15 protein-coding genes are annotated in these 17,430 nt (G+C 28.2%); 3 read left to right on the top strand and 12 right to left on the bottom strand.

Annotated features, from left to right (window positions below; genetic code table 11):
- Positions 1–117: 117 nt before the first annotated feature.
- From Q0617_RS15035 to htpG, 4 genes are all read right to left on the bottom strand, one after another.
- Positions 118–456, bottom strand: a complete 339-nt coding sequence (locus Q0617_RS15035) for a HepT-like ribonuclease domain-containing protein (protein ID WP_298754554.1) — start codon at positions 454–456, stop codon at positions 118–120.
- Positions 449–745 (bottom strand): nucleotidyltransferase family protein, encoded by a 297-nt coding sequence (locus tag Q0617_RS15030; protein ID WP_298754552.1) that lies wholly within the window; start codon positions 743–745, stop codon positions 449–451. Before Q0617_RS15030 ends, Q0617_RS15035 begins: the two co-directional genes overlap by 8 nt.
- 38 nt (positions 746–783) lie before the next feature.
- A complete protein-coding gene (locus Q0617_RS15025) occupies positions 784–1,131 on the bottom strand; it encodes a hypothetical protein (protein ID WP_298754550.1) in 348 nt (115 codons plus the stop codon).
- Positions 1,132–1,339: 208 nt separating this feature from the next.
- Positions 1,340–3,253, bottom strand: coding sequence for a molecular chaperone HtpG (gene htpG, locus Q0617_RS15020; RefSeq protein ID WP_298754548.1), 1,914 nt, complete (start codon positions 3,251–3,253; stop codon positions 1,340–1,342).
- A 191-nt stretch (positions 3,254–3,444) separates the two neighbouring features.
- On the opposite strand from htpG, the gene ciaB reads away from it, so the two are divergent.
- Complete coding sequence (ciaB, locus tag Q0617_RS15015; RefSeq protein ID WP_298754545.1) at positions 3,445–5,322, top strand: invasion protein CiaB; 1,878 nt, start codon at positions 3,445–3,447, stop codon at positions 5,320–5,322.
- A 77-nt stretch (positions 5,323–5,399) separates the two neighbouring features.
- Complete coding sequence (locus Q0617_RS15010) at positions 5,400–6,812, top strand: SDR family oxidoreductase (RefSeq protein ID WP_298754543.1); 1,413 nt, start codon at positions 5,400–5,402, stop codon at positions 6,810–6,812.
- Here the strand turns inward: Q0617_RS15010 and Q0617_RS15005 are convergent.
- Positions 6,809–8,797 carry an EAL domain-containing protein gene (locus Q0617_RS15005; RefSeq protein WP_298754541.1) on the bottom strand — a complete coding sequence of 663 codons (1,989 nt, stop codon included), beginning with the start codon at positions 8,795–8,797 and terminating at the stop codon, positions 6,809–6,811. The genes Q0617_RS15010 and Q0617_RS15005 overlap by 4 nt on opposite strands.
- Before the next feature lie 126 nt (positions 8,798–8,923).
- Complete coding sequence (locus Q0617_RS15000; RefSeq protein WP_298754539.1) at positions 8,924–9,442, bottom strand: hypothetical protein; 519 nt, start codon at positions 9,440–9,442, stop codon at positions 8,924–8,926.
- A gap of 91 nt (positions 9,443–9,533) precedes the next feature.
- Between Q0617_RS15000 and Q0617_RS14995 the strand changes: the two genes are divergently transcribed.
- Positions 9,534–9,989, top strand: coding sequence for a globin (locus tag Q0617_RS14995; protein WP_298754537.1), 456 nt, complete (start codon positions 9,534–9,536; stop codon positions 9,987–9,989).
- Positions 9,990–10,002: 13 nt separating this feature from the next.
- Here the strand turns inward: Q0617_RS14995 and Q0617_RS14990 are convergent, their stop codons facing one another.
- From Q0617_RS14990 to Q0617_RS14965, 6 genes are all read right to left on the bottom strand, one after another.
- Positions 10,003–11,277 carry a SagB family peptide dehydrogenase gene (locus Q0617_RS14990; RefSeq protein ID WP_298754535.1) on the bottom strand — a complete coding sequence of 425 codons (1,275 nt, stop codon included), beginning with the start codon at positions 11,275–11,277 and terminating at the stop codon, positions 10,003–10,005.
- Entirely contained in the window at positions 11,278–11,493 is a 216-nt protein-coding gene (locus Q0617_RS14985; protein ID WP_298754533.1) for a hypothetical protein, read from the bottom strand.
- 67 nt (positions 11,494–11,560) lie between these two features.
- Complete coding sequence (locus Q0617_RS14980; RefSeq protein WP_298754531.1) at positions 11,561–14,755, bottom strand: NAD-glutamate dehydrogenase domain-containing protein; 3,195 nt, start codon at positions 14,753–14,755, stop codon at positions 11,561–11,563.
- A gap of 61 nt (positions 14,756–14,816) precedes the next feature.
- Positions 14,817–15,284: a Cys-tRNA(Pro) deacylase gene (gene ybaK, locus Q0617_RS14975; RefSeq protein ID WP_298754529.1), complete on the bottom strand. Its 468-nt coding sequence runs from the start codon at positions 15,282–15,284 to the stop codon at positions 14,817–14,819.
- Positions 15,268–16,353 (bottom strand): DNA alkylation repair protein, encoded by a 1,086-nt coding sequence (locus Q0617_RS14970; RefSeq protein ID WP_298754527.1) that lies wholly within the window; start codon positions 16,351–16,353, stop codon positions 15,268–15,270. Before Q0617_RS14970 ends, ybaK begins: the two co-directional genes overlap by 17 nt.
- Before the next feature lie 251 nt (positions 16,354–16,604).
- Entirely contained in the window at positions 16,605–17,036 is a 432-nt protein-coding gene (locus Q0617_RS14965) for a DUF1566 domain-containing protein (protein WP_298754525.1), read from the bottom strand.
- Positions 17,037–17,430 lie beyond the last annotated feature (394 nt).

The raw sequence follows: 17,430 nt of genomic DNA, 5'->3' as shown, positions 1-17,430 counted from the left end.
ATATTACATATAATTATCAGTAATACCAAATGATATTACTAATAATTATAGCTAAAAAAGATAAATTTTCTTTTAAGAGGAATTAGTTTTTATTTTGAAACGTATTTATATTTTAAATTATATTTTTGGAAGGATAGATTCAATATCTTTTTTAAGTGGTTTTATTTTAGTAGTAATTATTTCCCAAATCTCATCGGCATCTATACCAAAATAATTATGGGCTACAATATTTCTAAAATCTTTGATTTTCTGCCATGGAATATCAGAATATTCATTTTTAAAAGCATCATCAAGCTTTGAAATCATCTCACCAATAATCACAAATTGCATCATTGTAGCATCAAAATCTCTTTCCTCATGATAAAACTCATCAGCAGATTTATACTCATGCGTATATCTATCAATTTTATCAATCGCTTCAAGAATAGATAATAAAGATAAACGAAGTTTAGACATATTCTACTTCACTTAATATCTCTTTTTTAGCAAGAGGTTTTAAATATTTTTCTCTAGCAATATCGACTTTAAGATTAAAATATTTTTCCAAAGTATCTTTAAAATCAGATTTTTTATCATGAATATTTATAAGACCATTTTCAAGCTCCACAAGAATATCTATATCACTATTTTCTTTAGCTTCACTTCTAACATAAGAGCCAAAAAGTCCAAGCTTTGTAATACCAAATTTTTTAGAAAATTCATCTTTATGTTCGCTAAGATATTTAATAATATATTCTTTAGTCACTTTTTATCCTTGTTTATTGTTTTATTGTAGCATATTATTTAATTATTGTATTTAGATATTTTTTCCATTGCATAATCATTTAAAAAGCTTTCATCATTGATTTGTTCATCAGTCATTTCTCGAACTTCATTATCTGTAAGTTTACATCTTTGAAGATATTCTTCATTACCTTGATAAACTATATAACATCCTTTTAAAGCATATTTCGAAGTATCTGTATTTTCCATCACTCTAAAAATTCCAATTTTTTTAGGAGTGTAAGAGTATTCATAATCACCGAGTTTATCAATTTTAATAATTTCTCCTGTTAAATTATTTTTTTTAACATGTATAATATAAACATCTCTTGAATTCTTAGATTTTGAACTTTTTAATTTCCATCCCATAGTAATCCTTATTATTTTATAATATTATATTAATTAAACTTTAAAATAATATTTATAAAGAATACTTTTTTTAAACTTTTTATATAAAAAAACTAGTTGTATGTAGATTCAATGCGCAAATAGTTTTTTTTGATTGAGCCTACAATTAGTAGGTGATTGAAAGAAAAACTATTTGCAACGCAGAAGATGCGTGCAAATAGTTCTTTTATTAAAGTGCTTTAGCTGTAATTCTGTTTAGTCTTTGTGCAAACTGCACTGCATCAGTAATTTCCATACCTTCTGATAATTTCGCTTGGTCTAATAGTACCCATGATACATCTGCAATAAGTGCATCATCTGGACAACCGTTTAATTTTTTAACGATGTCATGCTCTGGGTTGATTTCTAAGATTGGAGCGCCTTCTGGCATTGCTTGTCCCATTGCTTTCATCATTTGCATCATTTGAGCCATTTGTGCATCACCTGCATCTTTTGTAACACAAGATGGTGATTCGCTTAATCTGTTAGTTACTCTTACTTCTTTAACAGCTTCACCTAAATTATCTTTGATTTTTTTAGTGATTGATTCAAATTTCTCTTCAACCTCTTTTTTCTCTTCTTCACTTTGCTCTACTTTTGGAGCTTCACAAGAAGTGATATCTTTAAATTCCCACTCTTTATAAGCTTGTAATCCTGGAGTGATAATCTCATCTATCTCTTTGTCATCACAAAGTAATACTTCAATATCATTTTTCTTATAAGCTTCAAGTAGTGGTGAGTTTTTCATTACATTTTCATTTTCACCAATGATGTAGTAAATAGCTTTTTGCTCACTATCAGCTCTATCTTTATATGCTTCTAATGAAGTCATTTTTCCATCTTCAGTTTTTGTTGATTTATATCTAAGTAGTTCTAAGATAGCCTCTTTATTTGTGAAGTCTTGGTATGCACCCTCTTTTAAAGCTCTGTTATATTGAGCAACAAATTCAGCGTATTTTTCTTCATCTTTAGATAATTTTTTGATTTCACTTAGGATTTTTTTAACAGAACCTTGTTTGATGTTTGCCATTACTCTGTTTTCTTGTAAGATTTCTCTTGAAACGTTTAATGGTAAATCTTCACTATCAATAATACCTCTTACAAATCTTAAGTAAGTTGGTAATAGTTCTTTCTCTGAGTCTGTAATAAATACTCTTTTAACATAAAGCTTAACACCTGGTTGATAATCAGCTCTATACATATCCATTGGAGCAATTGCAGGAATATAGAAAAGTGTTGTATATTCGTTTACACCTTCAACTCTTGTATGCATAGTAAGCATAGGATCTGTTGAGTCATGAGAGATAGATTTATAAAAATCATTGTACTCTTCTTTTTTGATTTTAGCTTTTGGTTGCATCCAAAGAGCTGTTGCTGCATTGATTTTTTCGTGTCTTTTTTCAGTTGTTTTTTTAGCTTCTTTTCCAGCTTTTTCATCTTCTTCACTTAACTCTTCACTAACTTCTTCTGAATAGTTTAGGAAAATTGGATAAGCTATATGGTCAGAATATTTTTTTACAATATTTTCAATTCTAGGTTTGCTAGCGAACTCTTCTGCTTCTTCATCTTTTAGTTTGATATAAATAACAGTTCCTGTTGATTCTTTTGTACAAGGAGCTAAATCAAACTCTCCAGTACCATCACTTGACCATTTATATGCAGTCTCTTCACCTGCTTTTCTAGAGATAACATCAACATGTGAAGCTACCATAAATACAGAATAAAAACCAACACCAAATTGTCCAATAAGGTTTGAATCTTTTTTAGCATCACCAGTTAAAGCTTCAACAAATGACTTTGTTCCTGATTTTGCGATAGTACCAATAGAAGCGATTAAATCTTCATTATTCATACCTACACCATTATCTGAAATAGTTAATGATTTATCTGCTTCATCAAAAGAAACATTAATCTCACCAGCCCAATCTTCAGGTAGTACTGCTTTGATTGACTCATCTGTTAGTTTTAAGTAGTTTAATTTATCAATTGCATCACTTGCATTTGATACTAGTTCTCTTATAAAAATCTCTTTATTAGAATATAAAGAGTGTGTCATTAAATGTAATAATTGTCCAACTTCTGTTTGAAATTGATGTTTCGCCATGAATTTCTCCTATAATTTTTAGTTTTTGTAAGAGAAATTTTATCAAAACTTTATAAAAGGAAGCTAAAGTTTTGATAAAATTTAGCACTTTTAAGTCATAAGTGCTAAATTTACCTTTTATTATTACTTTTACTATTTTATTGTATATAAAAATAATCATGGTAGAATTTTACTTTTAAAGGATAAACAATATGAATAAAGAACAATTTTTAGAAGATTCAAAAAAAATATATGAATACTTAAACACTCAAAAAGATGAAATAAATAAATTAGTATCTGCCTTAGAAGATAAACGGTATGAGGAGTTAACTCTAATTGATGATTTTGCAAAAAGTTTAAAGCTAAAAATGAGTGATGACTTAAGATTTGCACTAGTTACAAGAATAGTAAACTTACGAGATGATTCACTTGTTCAAGTATTAAAAAAATTAGATAAAGATGAAAAAGAAGTTATAGAGTTACAAGAAAAAGCATTTCTATTTGTAAAAGAGTTTTGGCATAACAAACACAAAAAAACAGTAGCATTTATAAAAGAAAACAATCTTTTAACTCCATTTTACCAAGCTATATTTCAAGGTGTTTATGATGTAGGAATAAAAATGTCATCATGGCAAAGCTCTTGGACTGCACATATTATAAATGGTATAAATAAAGAACTACTAGCAAAATTTGATGGTGATGAGACAAAAGTTTTTGATTATCTTGAAACAAACTCTCTATTTGACTTAGGACATAATTCTATTACTGCCGATAGGTCATACTCTGCACTAGTAAAAAAAGGCAATGGATATGAAAATCAAGCTTATATAAAAGCTTTCAAAAAACAAACAACAGAAGTAATTAATGCCTTAGAAGATTTTGAAGAGAGTTTATTAGAGTGTGAGGATGATATTTTCGGTCACAAGTGGGATTATATTTTATATATCCAATCACTTATTTTAGCTTTTGCAGAAGATAATGAAAATTTATTAGTAGACAAATGGGCAAATGTAGATAGAGCATGGATGAAAATAAAATCACCTATTCAAATAGGACATCCACTTGAATACTATGAAGACCACTTTAGAAAAGCAGTTGCCTTGGAGTGGGATATAAGATTTACAAATCCAGAATTTGCACAAAATGACCACAGAGTAAATAAAATAAAATCTGCTTTTGCAAATATTTTTTCTAGCTTTGAAGAGAACACTGCTTATAAGAACATCTATGATTTCTCATTAAAATCTCTTGACAAGGTTCAACTATATATTGGTCGACCTGCCATATTTTTTGGTGCTGAATTAAATGGACTATTTTCAGCTCAAGTTGTACCAAATGATGAAATAGTATCACGTGAAGAAGGTAAAAAGATATTTGCTTTTGCTGATGAGATTTTACAAACTAGTCGTGCTAAACCATTTTTACGTCTTAGTGCTGAAGTCTTTGGAAATGAGTTTTTAAATGAAGATAGAAAGTTTTTATTTAATGAAACATCATCTTGGCATCAAGTTTATGATATCACAACTATTGGACATGAGTATGGACATATTTTATGGTGCGATGATGAGACAGAATCAGTGATGAACAAAACAGGTAATTTTAAAAATATAGAAGAGTTCAAAGCAACTACTGGTGGGCTAGTTTCATTTTTCTTAGATGAAAACAACGATGAAAAACACTTACAAAAACAAGTTTTAATCGATAGTGTTAAAAGAGCAGTTGGACTTATGGGTTGGATGGAAGTTGATGAAGTACAGCCTTACTATTGTGAAGGATTGATTCACCTAAATGGTCTATTTGATTCACAAGTTTTATCTTGGGAAAATGAAAAGTTAAGTATTGATTTATCTGATGAAAAATATGAGAAACTAAAAACTTGGTATATAAGTACATATAGTGATTTAGCAAAACACTACTTAGATAAAAAAGATGCAACACAGTTTTTAAATAACTTTGCTAAAAAAGATGGCAAATATTTTATGCCAATAGATGAAAATATAAATGACTTTGTAAAATACTACTTTGCAAGATATAAAGATATCGGTCAAGAGTTAGATACAAGTGATAAAAAAAGCAACTACATAAAATAAGAGAGTCCAACTCTCTTATTTACCCTACGAAAAGACAAATTTACTAGATATAATATTCTATATTAAAAGGATATTTTATGAAAGTATTACTCACAGGTTCCACTGGATATATTGGAAGAAGATTAAAACATAGACTCATTCAAGATGAAAATATTGATTTAAGATTATTAGTAAGAGATAAGAAGTCTATCTCTTCTAAAATAATCGAAAAAGTTGAAGTTTTTGAAGGTGATACTTTTCATAAAGAGAGTTTAGAAAAAGCACTAAAAGATGTGGATATTGCCTTTTATTTAATACACTCACTAAATAGAAAAGACTATAAAAACCTTGATAAAATTTCTGCTCAAAACTTCTTGGATATGGCAATATCATCTGGTGTAAAAAAAGTGATATATCTAGGAGGACTTGGTGTTAAAAATGAACATACAAGTGAACATCTTTTAAGTCGTTTAGAAACTGGTGAGATATTAAGCTCAAGTGACAAGATTCAAACTATCTGGATAAGAGCTGGGGTTATTATTGGTTCTGGAAGTACAAGTTTTGAGATAATAAGAAATCTAACTGAAAAACTTCCTATCATGACAACACCCAAATGGGTAAATACAAAAGCACAGCCAATCGCAGTTGATGATGTACTTTCTTATCTTTATTCATCCATATACCTAGAAGAGAAAAAAAACCTTATTGTAGATATAGGAGCAGAGCAATTAACATATAAACAAATGATGGAGAAAACTGCTCTTGCTTTAGGATTGAAAAGATATATTATTCCCTTGCCTTTTTTATCTATAAGATTATCATCTTATTGGCTAAATCTTTTTACTCCTGTTCCTTATGGTGTAGCAAAGGCTTTAATTGAAGGACTAAAATCTGAAGTTGTAATACAAAATGAAAATGCAAAGAAATATTTTCCACATATAAAACCAATGTCTTATATAGATGCAGTAAAAAAAGCAGTAAAAGAGATACAAAACAACCAAGTCATAAGTAGATGGAGTGATAGATATGGAAAAGCTTGGGATAAAGACCATACAAAAGAGATAGCAGATGCAGTTTTTGTAGATAGAAGAGTTGAAGATATATCACAATATTCACAAGAAAACATATACAAATCTTTTATTAGTGTTGGTGGTGATTTTGGATGGTTTGATTATGATTTTTTATGGAAAATAAGAGGGGTGATTGATAAAATAATTGGTGGTGTAGGACTAAAAAGAGGAAGACGTGATCAATTTAATCTAAGGGTTGGAGATAGTTTGGACTTTTGGAAAGTAATTGATGTACAAGAGAATAAAAGACTTTTATTATTTGCTCAAATGAAGCTACCAGGAACTGCTTGGCTTGAGTTTAAAATAGATGGAGATAAACTTATCCAATCAGCTTATTTTTATCCTAAAGGGGTTTGGGGAAGACTCTATTGGTATATTTTAATACCAGTTCACTATTTTGTTTTTAATAATATGATTAGAAGTATTATCAAAAAAGCTTAATGCTTTTTTTCTAAGGATTCTGGTTTACCAAAATAGTAACCTTGTGAGTAGTCAACACCTATTTCGTTTAGTAGATTAAAGATAGTCTCATTTTCAACATATTCTGCAATAGTTAAGATTTTTTGTTTTTTAGCAAATGAAACTATTGTTTCAATAATATTTTTACTATAGTCATCTTTTTCAATATTTTTCACTAAAGAGCCATCTATCTTTAGAATATCAGGTTCAAAGTCAAGCAACCTTTCAAAGTTAGAGTATCCTGCTCCAAAATCATCAATTGCAATCATTACACCTCTTTTTTTTACCTTTTTAATAAAAAGTTTTATACTTCTAAAGTCTTTTACATTTTCATCTTCAAGTAACTCAAAAACTATTCTATTATTTTGTTCTTTATATTTATCAAGTAAATCAAATATCTCTTCTCTTGTTTGCTCTTTTTCTATGTCTAGTGCAGATAAATTTATAGATAGTTTTGTATTTACAAAATCTAACATCTTAAATGAGTTTTCTAAAACTCTACTAGTGATTTTATTATAATAGTTACCTTTTTTAGAAACATTTAAAAAGTCAAAAGGAGAGATAACATCTCCAGCTTCATTGATCAATCTAACCAAAGACTCATATTTTTCTATCTCTTTTGTTTTGTTATTAATAATTGGTTGAAAATAAGAGACTATTTTGTAGTTGTCAAGGGCTATCTTAACCATCTTTATAATTTCAAAATTCTTTTTTGCTTCTAAGTTGATTTTTATAGATGAATCATTTGAATAGTTTATTATCTTATTCTTTGTTATTGCAACTTCTAGACCAGCTTTTGCATCTTCATAAAGACTGAATTTTCCACATGAATAACTAAGAATTATATTTAAATCATACTCTATGCCATCTATTTCTAAAATAGAATCTGTAACATTTTTTACAAAATCTTCAAGATAATCATGTAACTTAATTTCTAATTTTTCAAAACTTCTATAATCAGTTAAAAGTGCATATTTCCCATCACCTAAAGTATACACATCTTCAAAAATAAATGAAGCAGGCAAATAGGATACTAAGTTTGAGGCAAAGGTTTTTTCAACTTGATCAACTTTTACTATATTATAAAACTTTTCTAACATATCAAACTCTTGAATTTGTACTAAAATAAGCAGTGATAATTTATTTAATTCTATTTTATTAAGTAAGTGTTTTTTATCATCTAAAATAAGATTTAAACTATCTCTAAAAGCAATAAATTCAACAATATTTCCATCTATATCAAAAAGAGGTTTTATAGTAGCCTTCATATAATAAATTTTGCCTGTTTTTGAGACGTTTTTTATTATGCCATGCCACTCTTTTTTCTCTACTTTTATTGTGCGCCACATATCTTTATAAAATTCATCTGGATTATCTTTATATTTAAGAATGTTGTGACTTTTACCAATGAGTTCTGCTCTGTTATATCCAGTGATATTACAAAACTTATCATTTACATATGTAATATTCCCATCAATGTCAGTCTTTGAGATGATAGTACTATTATCAACGATATCAACATATTGGTTTAAAAAGTTGATATTATTTGATAACTGAGATTTACAATTAAATTTATCTGTGATTTTTTCTATTACTGAGTTAAATTGCACTAAGTCTATTGGCTTAAAGATATATCCATCTACTTCTAATTTCATACTTTCTAATAAATACTCATGATTATCAAACTCTGAGAAAAATACAATAAGAACATCTTCATTCTTTTCTTTTATTTTTTTAACAAGTTCTATTCCCTCATTATTAGATATATTTATATCTATAAGTATAAAATCAAAATGACTTTTTTCAAGGTTTAAAGAGGCATCAGCACTACTAGTTGAGACCACTATATTTTCAAAATAATTTTTTAGTATTTCTAATGCAGATTCAATATAATTATCATCACTATCAATATATAAAACTTTTATCTTTTTTAACTGATAGGAAGTTTCAATTATTTTAGAAAACACTATAACCCCACTTTTACATTATCTTACTATAGATAGTAATAAATAAAGTTATTTATTACTATCTAATTTCAAAAAAACTTATATTATTTTTTATTTTGACATAAAACATCTTAAACTATTGATAGTTTAATACTTCCCTAACACTAACTCCTTTGTTGCTAAAATATTATTATTTGTATCAACAATTGAGATTTCTACTGTATAAGTATTTCCTTTACCTCCAGAACATGGTGCTAAGTATGCCCCTTCTGTTTTATTGAATCTTGTACCTGTATGTGCACTTACTACTTCAAAGCCCTCATCCAAATCAAATGTTTCTCCTATTTGTGGAGAAATTTCTACACTAGAAGTCTCAGGTTCAATTTTATAAGATAAAATACCATGCCCTCCATTATCCATTTTTACAAATGTCTTATCATTGAACTTCATAATAACTTTATTTGCCCCAACAGGTAGATTTTCAATATATAAACCTGGAGTACTACCAGCTTCTATATTATAATCAGAGCAAACTTCATCAATAGGAACAACTTTCCCATTCCATTTTTCATCTACAAAAGAGACGTCAATATCTGATGCCATTAAAGATGTTGTAAACATAAGTGAAGCAACAGCTGCACTTACAAAATAAGAAACTATTTTCATGTAAACTCCTTAAAATATTTATTAAAATTATATCACAGATTTTTATTTAAGATTTATTTTGTAAGATTAGTTTTTATAAAAAAGGTAAATAATGAATTACACAATAACAGAAGGTCAATTTGGACAAAGACCAAATGTAGACTTGCCAAATCCCAAGGTTTTAGAGAGCTTAGGAGAAGAAGGCATGAGAGAGATGATAAACAATCACTATGAGCTATTAGTTGAAACCCAAATAAAGGGATTGTTCCCTCCAACAAAAGAGGGTTTAGATGCTGCAAAAAGACATGCAGCTGATTTTTTCATACAAATTTGTGGAGGACCTAGATATTTTGATAAATCAAGGGGAGCACCAAGAATGGTAGCTAGACATTCACCTTTTAGAATTGATTCAAAAGCTAGAATTATTTGGCTTGAAAATTTTGCAAAAGCAATAGAAGAAACAAATTTAGATGAAGAGTTAAAAAAATCATTTTGGAACTATATTGATATTTTTTCTATTTGGATGGTAAACTCTAGTGACACACCACAAGGTGTATTTAAAGTATAGTTTTTATGCTTTGCTATTTCCCTATAGCTAAAGCATAAAGTACCATTGTATTTTCACCTATAAATTCACAAACTTCATCATCATAATAAGCCCCTATTCCACTACATCCATATCCTAAATAATTTGAAGCTACATAGAGCCTATGGCCTATGATTCCAGCTTTTTGATAAGCTGCTTGGTAGTTTTTTGATTTTGTTGTTAAGAAAAATGTTACAGCAGAACTCTTACCTAAATCTTGCTCTAGGCACAAATATCCAGCTTTTTCTTTTAAGTCACCCTCTTTTATAATCTTTTCATCAAGATAAAGACCTAAAATCATATCTTTTACTCTATTAATCACATAATAAATTTCAACCTCTTCATCACAATCACTTACTATGTTATCTTTTATATTTTTCATTATCATTTCAAACTCTATTTTACTCATAGAGCCTTGACTAAACTCTCTTATTGACCTTCTATTTAAAAGTGTTTCTTGAAAAACTTCTTTGTTGTAGTTGAAACTTGGTGGAGTTGTTTGGGGCTGTTTATTTGATATAAGTAGACTATCTTTATATCCATTTTCGATTAATTCATTTTCTACAAAATCCCCAGTAGGAGATACATAGTCTAATTTAAAATCTGATTTTTCAACATCTTTATTTGTAGAAAAGGTCATAGCAAAAGCAGAGGTGAAAAACTCATCTCTATCAAAACCAAACATACTATTTAAAGACTCTTTATCAAAATCATATCTTATCTCATAAGACTTAGCAAAAACATAAGAAGAAGCTTCTAAAGCTCCTAAGATATGTCCAGCATCAAGCAGACAATATCTATATCCTCTATTCTTATACTTCCAAGAAGAGCGATAATAAACAGATGAAACTAAAAAGATAAAACCATTTTGTTTTTTTTCATATTTTAAATATGGTTCTAATCCCTCATCTTCGATAGGATATAGTAGTTCAATAGAGTTTGATGAGCTATCATAGTGATAAATTCCATCATCTATATCTTGGTTATTTCTACTTTGGAAATATATTTCATTGGGATACAAAGCACCAGCACTTGGTATTACTCTTAAATAATACTCCACACCAGGGTAAGTTTTCTTAGCCGTTATTCCAGCACTTTGATAAATAAATCTGTGATTTTCTTTTTCTAAATCTAAAACTATTCTTTTATTTTCATAATAGGGCTTAAATCTAGAAGGGGGATTGTCCCAATCTATTCTGTTAGGATTACTTCTAACAGAATAGTATGAGTGTTTAGTTTGTTGATGATATTCAAAAAAGTCTTGAAACAATTATTTCCCTTTGGTTGTGTTGATTCCCGGTTTTTCAGGAGTACCTACATAATCACTCACTTGATTATTTTCATATCTAAAAAATGAGTAAATTGCCCCAATAACAAGTATACCTACAACTACAAGTCTTACTGTATTTCTTTTATCTTTTGACTCTTTATTATTAAAATCATCTATTTTATCTAAACTTGGTTCATCATTTATATTGCTTTTCATAATAAATCCTTTTTAAGTTTTTTTATATTATACAGTACAGAGATTAACCATTTATTATAATTTTATATTATAATAAAGAAACCATCATCTGATTGACAGTTACTGCAATCTCTTTTATATCTTTGTTTTCTTTAGTCATAAATGTATCAAGGTGTTCTCTTACTTTATAAAAAGAATCACTTTCATTATTAACAAAGTTTGCAAAAGCAATATCTGGTGCTTCATTAACTCTTTGGAAGTTTAATACTTTTTTAGTGTAATGAACTACGATAAACTCTATGAACTGTAAAACTTGACCTCTTAAAACCATGTCATTTTTAGATGTTATTTCTATTTTATTAAGTGCAAAAATAATATCTAAAATATTAAACTCGTGAATTAGTGAGTAGAATAATATAACCACATCTTTAAAAGGATGACTCGTATTCTCTTTTATCACAATAGCAGGAACTGCAAATCTTAAGTAATCAATCACAGAAAAGAATAAATTAAATTCATCATCTTTATCTATTAGGTTTTCTATTTCTTGATTATGCACTTTTTTTAACAGTTCAAATAACTCATCTTTATGGTCTAAAATATGAGTTGCATCTAATTGATTCTTTTTAAGATATTTTACCATCCATCTTGTACTTGCATATAAGATATACTCTAGTTTGTTGATAAGTTTATACTGTTTATCTACATCCATAATATAATCTTGTTTATATATTTTCTCTCTCATCTCTTTAGCACCAAATAACTGTTTTGCTACTAAATATGATTTGATTTTTAAGATAAATCTTTCATTACCAAGTTTTTCATAATCACTTACAAAGGTACACCCTTGAGTATTTACTATAATATCTGCCATCATAGTTGCAATGATCTCTTTTCTTAGAGGATGATTTAATATCTCATGTTCATATGCTCCAACAAATGACTTTGGAAAATATCTATATAAATATTGTAAAGCAAATTGCTCATTAATTAACTGTGACTCTAATAAAACTTTCTTTAAAAAGATTTTTGAATAAGATAAAAGAGAACATAATACTGGTCTAACAATTGAACCATTCATATCAACTATATCGTTTATATTCTCATTTTTTGGTATATAAAAAGCTGCTCTATTAAAAGCAGGTATACAATTATCTAAAATATCAACAACCTTTAAAAAGTCATTTAAATAACGTCTTGAAAATCTCTCATCTAAAGAGATTGCTAAAGCTTGATTATAATTGCTTTCTAAAACTAAATTTACAACTTGGTCAGTCATAGAATCAAGTGTTGCTTGAGTATCTTCTTTACAAATATTCTCTTTAGCTCCAATCATGTTTAATAAAATCTTTAAATTTACTTCATGATCTGAAGTATCAACGCCAGCTGCGTTATCGATTCCATCGATATTAATTCTTCCACCATTTAAGGCAAACTCAATTCTTGCTTTTTGTGTAAAACCTAAGTTCCCACCTTCACAAACAATTCTTGCTTTTAAATTACTTGCATCAACTCTTACTGCTTCATTTTGTTTGTCACCAATATCTAATGAGTTTTCATCACTTGCTTTTACATATGTTCCAACTCCACCATTAAACAATAAATCTACATGCATACAAAGAAGCATAACACAAAGTTCTTCTCCACTTACTACTTTTTTTGTAGTTCCTAGAAGGGTTTTTATTTCAGGACTAAGTTCTATTTCTTTTTCACTTCTTAAAAATACCCCTCCACCAGCAGAAATTAATTTTTTATTATAGTTTTTCCAACTTCCATCTTTAGATTCAAACAATCTTTTTCTCTCGGCAAAACTTTTTGCTAAGTCTGGTGTTGGGTCAATAAAAATCTCTTTATGTGCAATTGCACCCAAAAGTTTAAACTTATCTGACTCTATTAATCCATTTCCAAAAACATCACCACTCATAGAACCAATACCCATAACAGATATACTGTCTTTATAAATATTTATTCCCTCTTCAATAAAAAATCTTTGAGAAGAGACTAAAGAACCACGTGCTGTAATTCCTAATTCTTTATGTCCATATCCATTACTTCCACCACTAGCAAATGCATCTCCAAGCCAAAAGCCTCTACTTATTGCAATCTCATTTGCAACATCACTCATAGCTGCAGTTCCCTTATCAGCAGCAACTACAAAGTAAGCATCATCTCCATCATAACAAACAAGGTTTTTGTCTTTTACAACTTCACCATTAACCATATTATCCACTAAGTCAAGGTTTGCATTTATAAACAGTGTATAGATTTCTTTAAAATACTCTTTTGTTACATCCATAGTCTCTTTATTTATTACAAATCCACCCTTTGCGCCATCAGGTATAATAATAGAGTTTTTCCCCTCTTGTGTAATCATTAGTGACTTTATCTCTTGACGATAATCATCATGTCTATCACTCCATCTTAATCCACCTCTTGAAACATTACTCATTCTTAAGTGAATACCATAAAATGATTCGTGATAAATAAAGTTTTCTAAATTTGGCTGTAATCCTTTTAGATTTACTCCAAACTTCAAGGCATCTATTTTGAATCCAATTGTCTCTTTATTTAAAAAGTAACTTGTTCTTAATAAAGAGTCTAAAAATGACAACGTAATTTTTAAAATTCTATCATCAGTTATTTGTGGTATATGTTTGACTTTTTCTTCGATTTTCTCTTTTATATCTTTTAACTTACTATCTCTTTTTGTGATTGTTGGGTCAAATTTTGCATAAAAATAATCAACAAAAAGTTTGGTAATATCATTATGAGCAATAAATGTATTTAAAATAGTTGTTGAGTTTATAGTTAGAACTGCTTGGTCAATATACTCAACTATACCCCTCACAAGTTTTATTTTTCTTGCATCAAAATCTTGAGAATAAACTAGTGAAAATACTTTTGAGTGTTTTGTATTTTGATTACCAATAACAGTTGTTATTACTTTTTCTAAATTATTTTTTGCATTAAAAATCTTTTCTAAATCATCATCTTTTGTAAGTTTTAAATTAAACCTTGAAACAAATATTTGGTCTTTTCCATTTTGTATATTATAAGTAACTTCATCAATAATCAAAAAACCAATATCATGTAATATTGGAGTAACCAATGATAAATAAAGTTGATACGTTGAATATATTTTTATATTGATTGTATCATTTTCATTTAGAATTGTTGTAACTACCTTTTCTTTTTGAACTTGTTTAAACAATTCATCTGAAACCTCTAAATCTTGGGGTCTTAGTAACTGTGAACATACTGCATTCATATCTGAAGAAGCCATAAACATCCTTTTTTTTTTCTATATATAATACTACTTCTAAAAGATTAAGAAGAAGTTAAACTCAAACACTAATCTCAAATTCTTTTGCATCTAAAATTAATTTTAAATCTTGAGGATTTAACTCTATATCTAAACCTCTTTTTCCGCCACTTACATATATTGTATCATAGTTAAATGCCAATTTATCAACAATAGTTTTTAATCTTTTTTTCTGTCCCAAAGGTGAGATCCCACCAAGTAAATACCCTGTAGTTTTTTGAGCTTCATCTTTGTTGGCCATGAGTGCTTTTTTTACTTTAAAGGCACTTGCTACCTCTTTTAAACTCAGCTGTTTTGAAACAGGTATTACACAAACAACCAACTCTTTGGGAGTAAGTTCTACTAACAGTGTTTTAAATACTCTATTTTTATCAAGATTTAATTTAACAGCTGCCTCTTCTCCAAAGTTTGTACAAGCTGGGTCATGATCATATTTATGGACTTCAAACTTGCACTTCTTTTTTTCTAACAATTTAATTGCTGGTGTCATTTAAAATAAACTCCTTTTTTATCATCTGCTTTCCATTTATTATTATGGAAATATAGTGTTTTCCTAAATAATGTTTTCTTGTAGTCATATTTTTAAAACTCTGTTTTTTTATAAACTTTTTACTTTTTGATTTTACAGCATTTTGACTTATCATAAAAACTTTTTTATTATGTGTATTATTAGCTTTTAAATAATACAAGCCATACTCAATTCTTAAGTTTCCCAAAGGCTCATCAGAGACTATCTCAAAAGAGAAGTTTAAATACTCATTAATATTTACAATTTCATCACAAGTGAAATTTAAAATATCCACATGATGTGCTTGTGCAAATGAAAACAGTCCCAATATCTCATCATCTGCTTTTTTTAGTAGAGTCCTAGAGGCATGTTTACATACCCAATCAAGCTCTTTAGAAATACCAAGGTTCTTCTTTACAAACTCTATTACAAAATGTGGATTATCCTTTGAGATATCATTAAGGTTATTAGCTACAGATTTTCTTACATATAGACTTTTATCATTTTTAAGCTCTTCAATTATTTCCAGTACTTTTAAAGGATTATCTTTAAATTTAGGCAATGATACAGCCCAAGGAAGTCTAGGACGACACCCTTCACAAGAGAGTCTTCGAATATCTTCATTAGAACTCTTAGACCAAAGTTTCATCCTCTTCATAGTTTTATCTTCATACTTCAATATAAACTGCCGTATAGCAAACTCAGAACTAGAACCTTGAGTAAATACTTCTAAAGCCTCCATAGAGTTTTCAAAATCATCTAAACCATATACTTCTACAAAGTCTTGAAAAAACATAGCTTCAAATGAACCAAAATCCTTAGATGCTGGTTTTAATACTTCAAGTTGTTTTTTATAAGATAAAGGCAAATATTCATTAAGAGTTATTACAATATGTCTCATGCGTGCTTTTAGTTCAAGGCTTTTCCAAGTAGGATTAAAAATAGAGTTTATAAAACTATCACTATCAAACTCTTGATAGTTTTCTTCTATTTTAAAAGCAAGTTTTTTTATATATTCTTTTGTATATACATTTTTTAACTGTTCTGCCATTAATCACTTCCAAAGTTTTTATTCTATTTTATAATAAGTTATTAAAAAAGATGATTTATATTTCAAATTGTTATATTTGAATAAATATTTGGATTATAAAAGAAATATTTGATGAGTTGAAGTTTTAAAAAATTCGACTTTTGTTGAATGTAGACCTACTTATGATTTAAAAACAATATCAAATTGGACTATTTTAAAATATAGGCTAATATTAATGACATCATATTCAAAGCCTTTTATGTTCTTTCTTATCACTTTTCGTTTCTAAAACATCTTACATAAAACTTATTATCCATTGATTCTCTATTAAATGCTCCTGATAAAAAGTTCACTACAAATGCTTCTCCACTAGCGCCATGACTAAATTTTTTGCTTGTCCAATAATTTTCAGACTTAAAATATTTAAACTCTTTTGATAAAGTTGGATTGTAAGATTTTGTATTTACTATTGAAAAAAGTTCCATAAAACTTGGTATCTTCCAATCATTATATCCATCTAATTTTAAAGATTCACAATAAGTTTTCGCTTCATTAAAATCTCTTTTAATACTATTTACTTCTTTTGTATCTTGCCATAATATATTTGTTCTTGTATCTTTAACTGTAAATTCTGACTGCTTAATAATTTCTGCATTTAAATACATTATTAAACCAAAACAAATAAGCGTAAATAGAACTTTCATAATGTTCCCTTATAATAAAAATTTTAATTTATTATAACTTATCAATTTCAAAATAAAATTGATTATCCTCAACAAATTTTATTAAAGTAAAAACTTAATAATATCTATTGCAAAGGTTGGGAACAAAAATGGGAATAAGGACATTTACATTTTTGATTTGTTTAGATTCATAACTTCTTCTTGAGTAAATTCATAAATGATAGTTTGAACTTTCTTTCTTCCCAGACTTTGATGAAGCCGGAAGTTAGATGTTTATTTTCGGTTATGCCCGAAACTGTTTGAGCGTTAAGAAGAGTGCTAAATGCACTCTTTAGTGAGTTTTGCAGGGCAGGAAATAAATATTTAACTGGAAGGGAGCTTTGCCTTCATCAACTCGTCTGGTTGCTTTTTGTCT

Origin of the sequence: uncultured Arcobacter sp., from assembly GCF_937982575.1 — a bacterium.
Lineage (GTDB): Bacteria > Campylobacterota > Campylobacteria > Campylobacterales > Arcobacteraceae > Arcobacter.
This window is presented reverse-complemented; position numbering and strand designations above follow the sequence as displayed.

What these genes read in the sequence shown, in the direction of transcription:
- Q0617_RS15035 (WP_298754554.1), bottom strand. Translation starts at nt 456, where the DNA reads ATGTCTAAACTTCGTTTATCTTTATTATCTATTCTTGAAGCGATTGAT.
- Q0617_RS15025 (WP_298754550.1), bottom strand. Translation starts at nt 1,131, where the DNA reads ATGGGATGGAAATTAAAAAGTTCAAAATCTAAGAATTCAAGAGATGTT.
- htpG (WP_298754548.1), bottom strand. Translation starts at nt 3,253, where the DNA reads ATGGCGAAACATCAATTTCAAACAGAAGTTGGACAATTATTACATTTA.
- ciaB (WP_298754545.1), top strand. Translation starts at nt 3,445, where the DNA reads ATGAATAAAGAACAATTTTTAGAAGATTCAAAAAAAATATATGAATAC.
- Q0617_RS15010 (WP_298754543.1), top strand. Translation starts at nt 5,400, where the DNA reads ATGAAAGTATTACTCACAGGTTCCACTGGATATATTGGAAGAAGATTA.
- Q0617_RS15000 (WP_298754539.1), bottom strand. Translation starts at nt 9,442, where the DNA reads ATGAAAATAGTTTCTTATTTTGTAAGTGCAGCTGTTGCTTCACTTATG.
- Q0617_RS14995 (WP_298754537.1), top strand. Translation starts at nt 9,534, where the DNA reads ATGAATTACACAATAACAGAAGGTCAATTTGGACAAAGACCAAATGTA.
- Q0617_RS14985 (WP_298754533.1), bottom strand. Translation starts at nt 11,493, where the DNA reads ATGAAAAGCAATATAAATGATGAACCAAGTTTAGATAAAATAGATGAT.
- Q0617_RS14980 (WP_298754531.1), bottom strand. Translation starts at nt 14,755, where the DNA reads ATGGCTTCTTCAGATATGAATGCAGTATGTTCACAGTTACTAAGACCC.
- ybaK (WP_298754529.1), bottom strand. Translation starts at nt 15,284, where the DNA reads ATGACACCAGCAATTAAATTGTTAGAAAAAAAGAAGTGCAAGTTTGAA.
- Q0617_RS14970 (WP_298754527.1), bottom strand. Translation starts at nt 16,353, where the DNA reads ATGGCAGAACAGTTAAAAAATGTATATACAAAAGAATATATAAAAAAA.
- Q0617_RS14965 (WP_298754525.1), bottom strand. Translation starts at nt 17,036, where the DNA reads ATGAAAGTTCTATTTACGCTTATTTGTTTTGGTTTAATAATGTATTTA.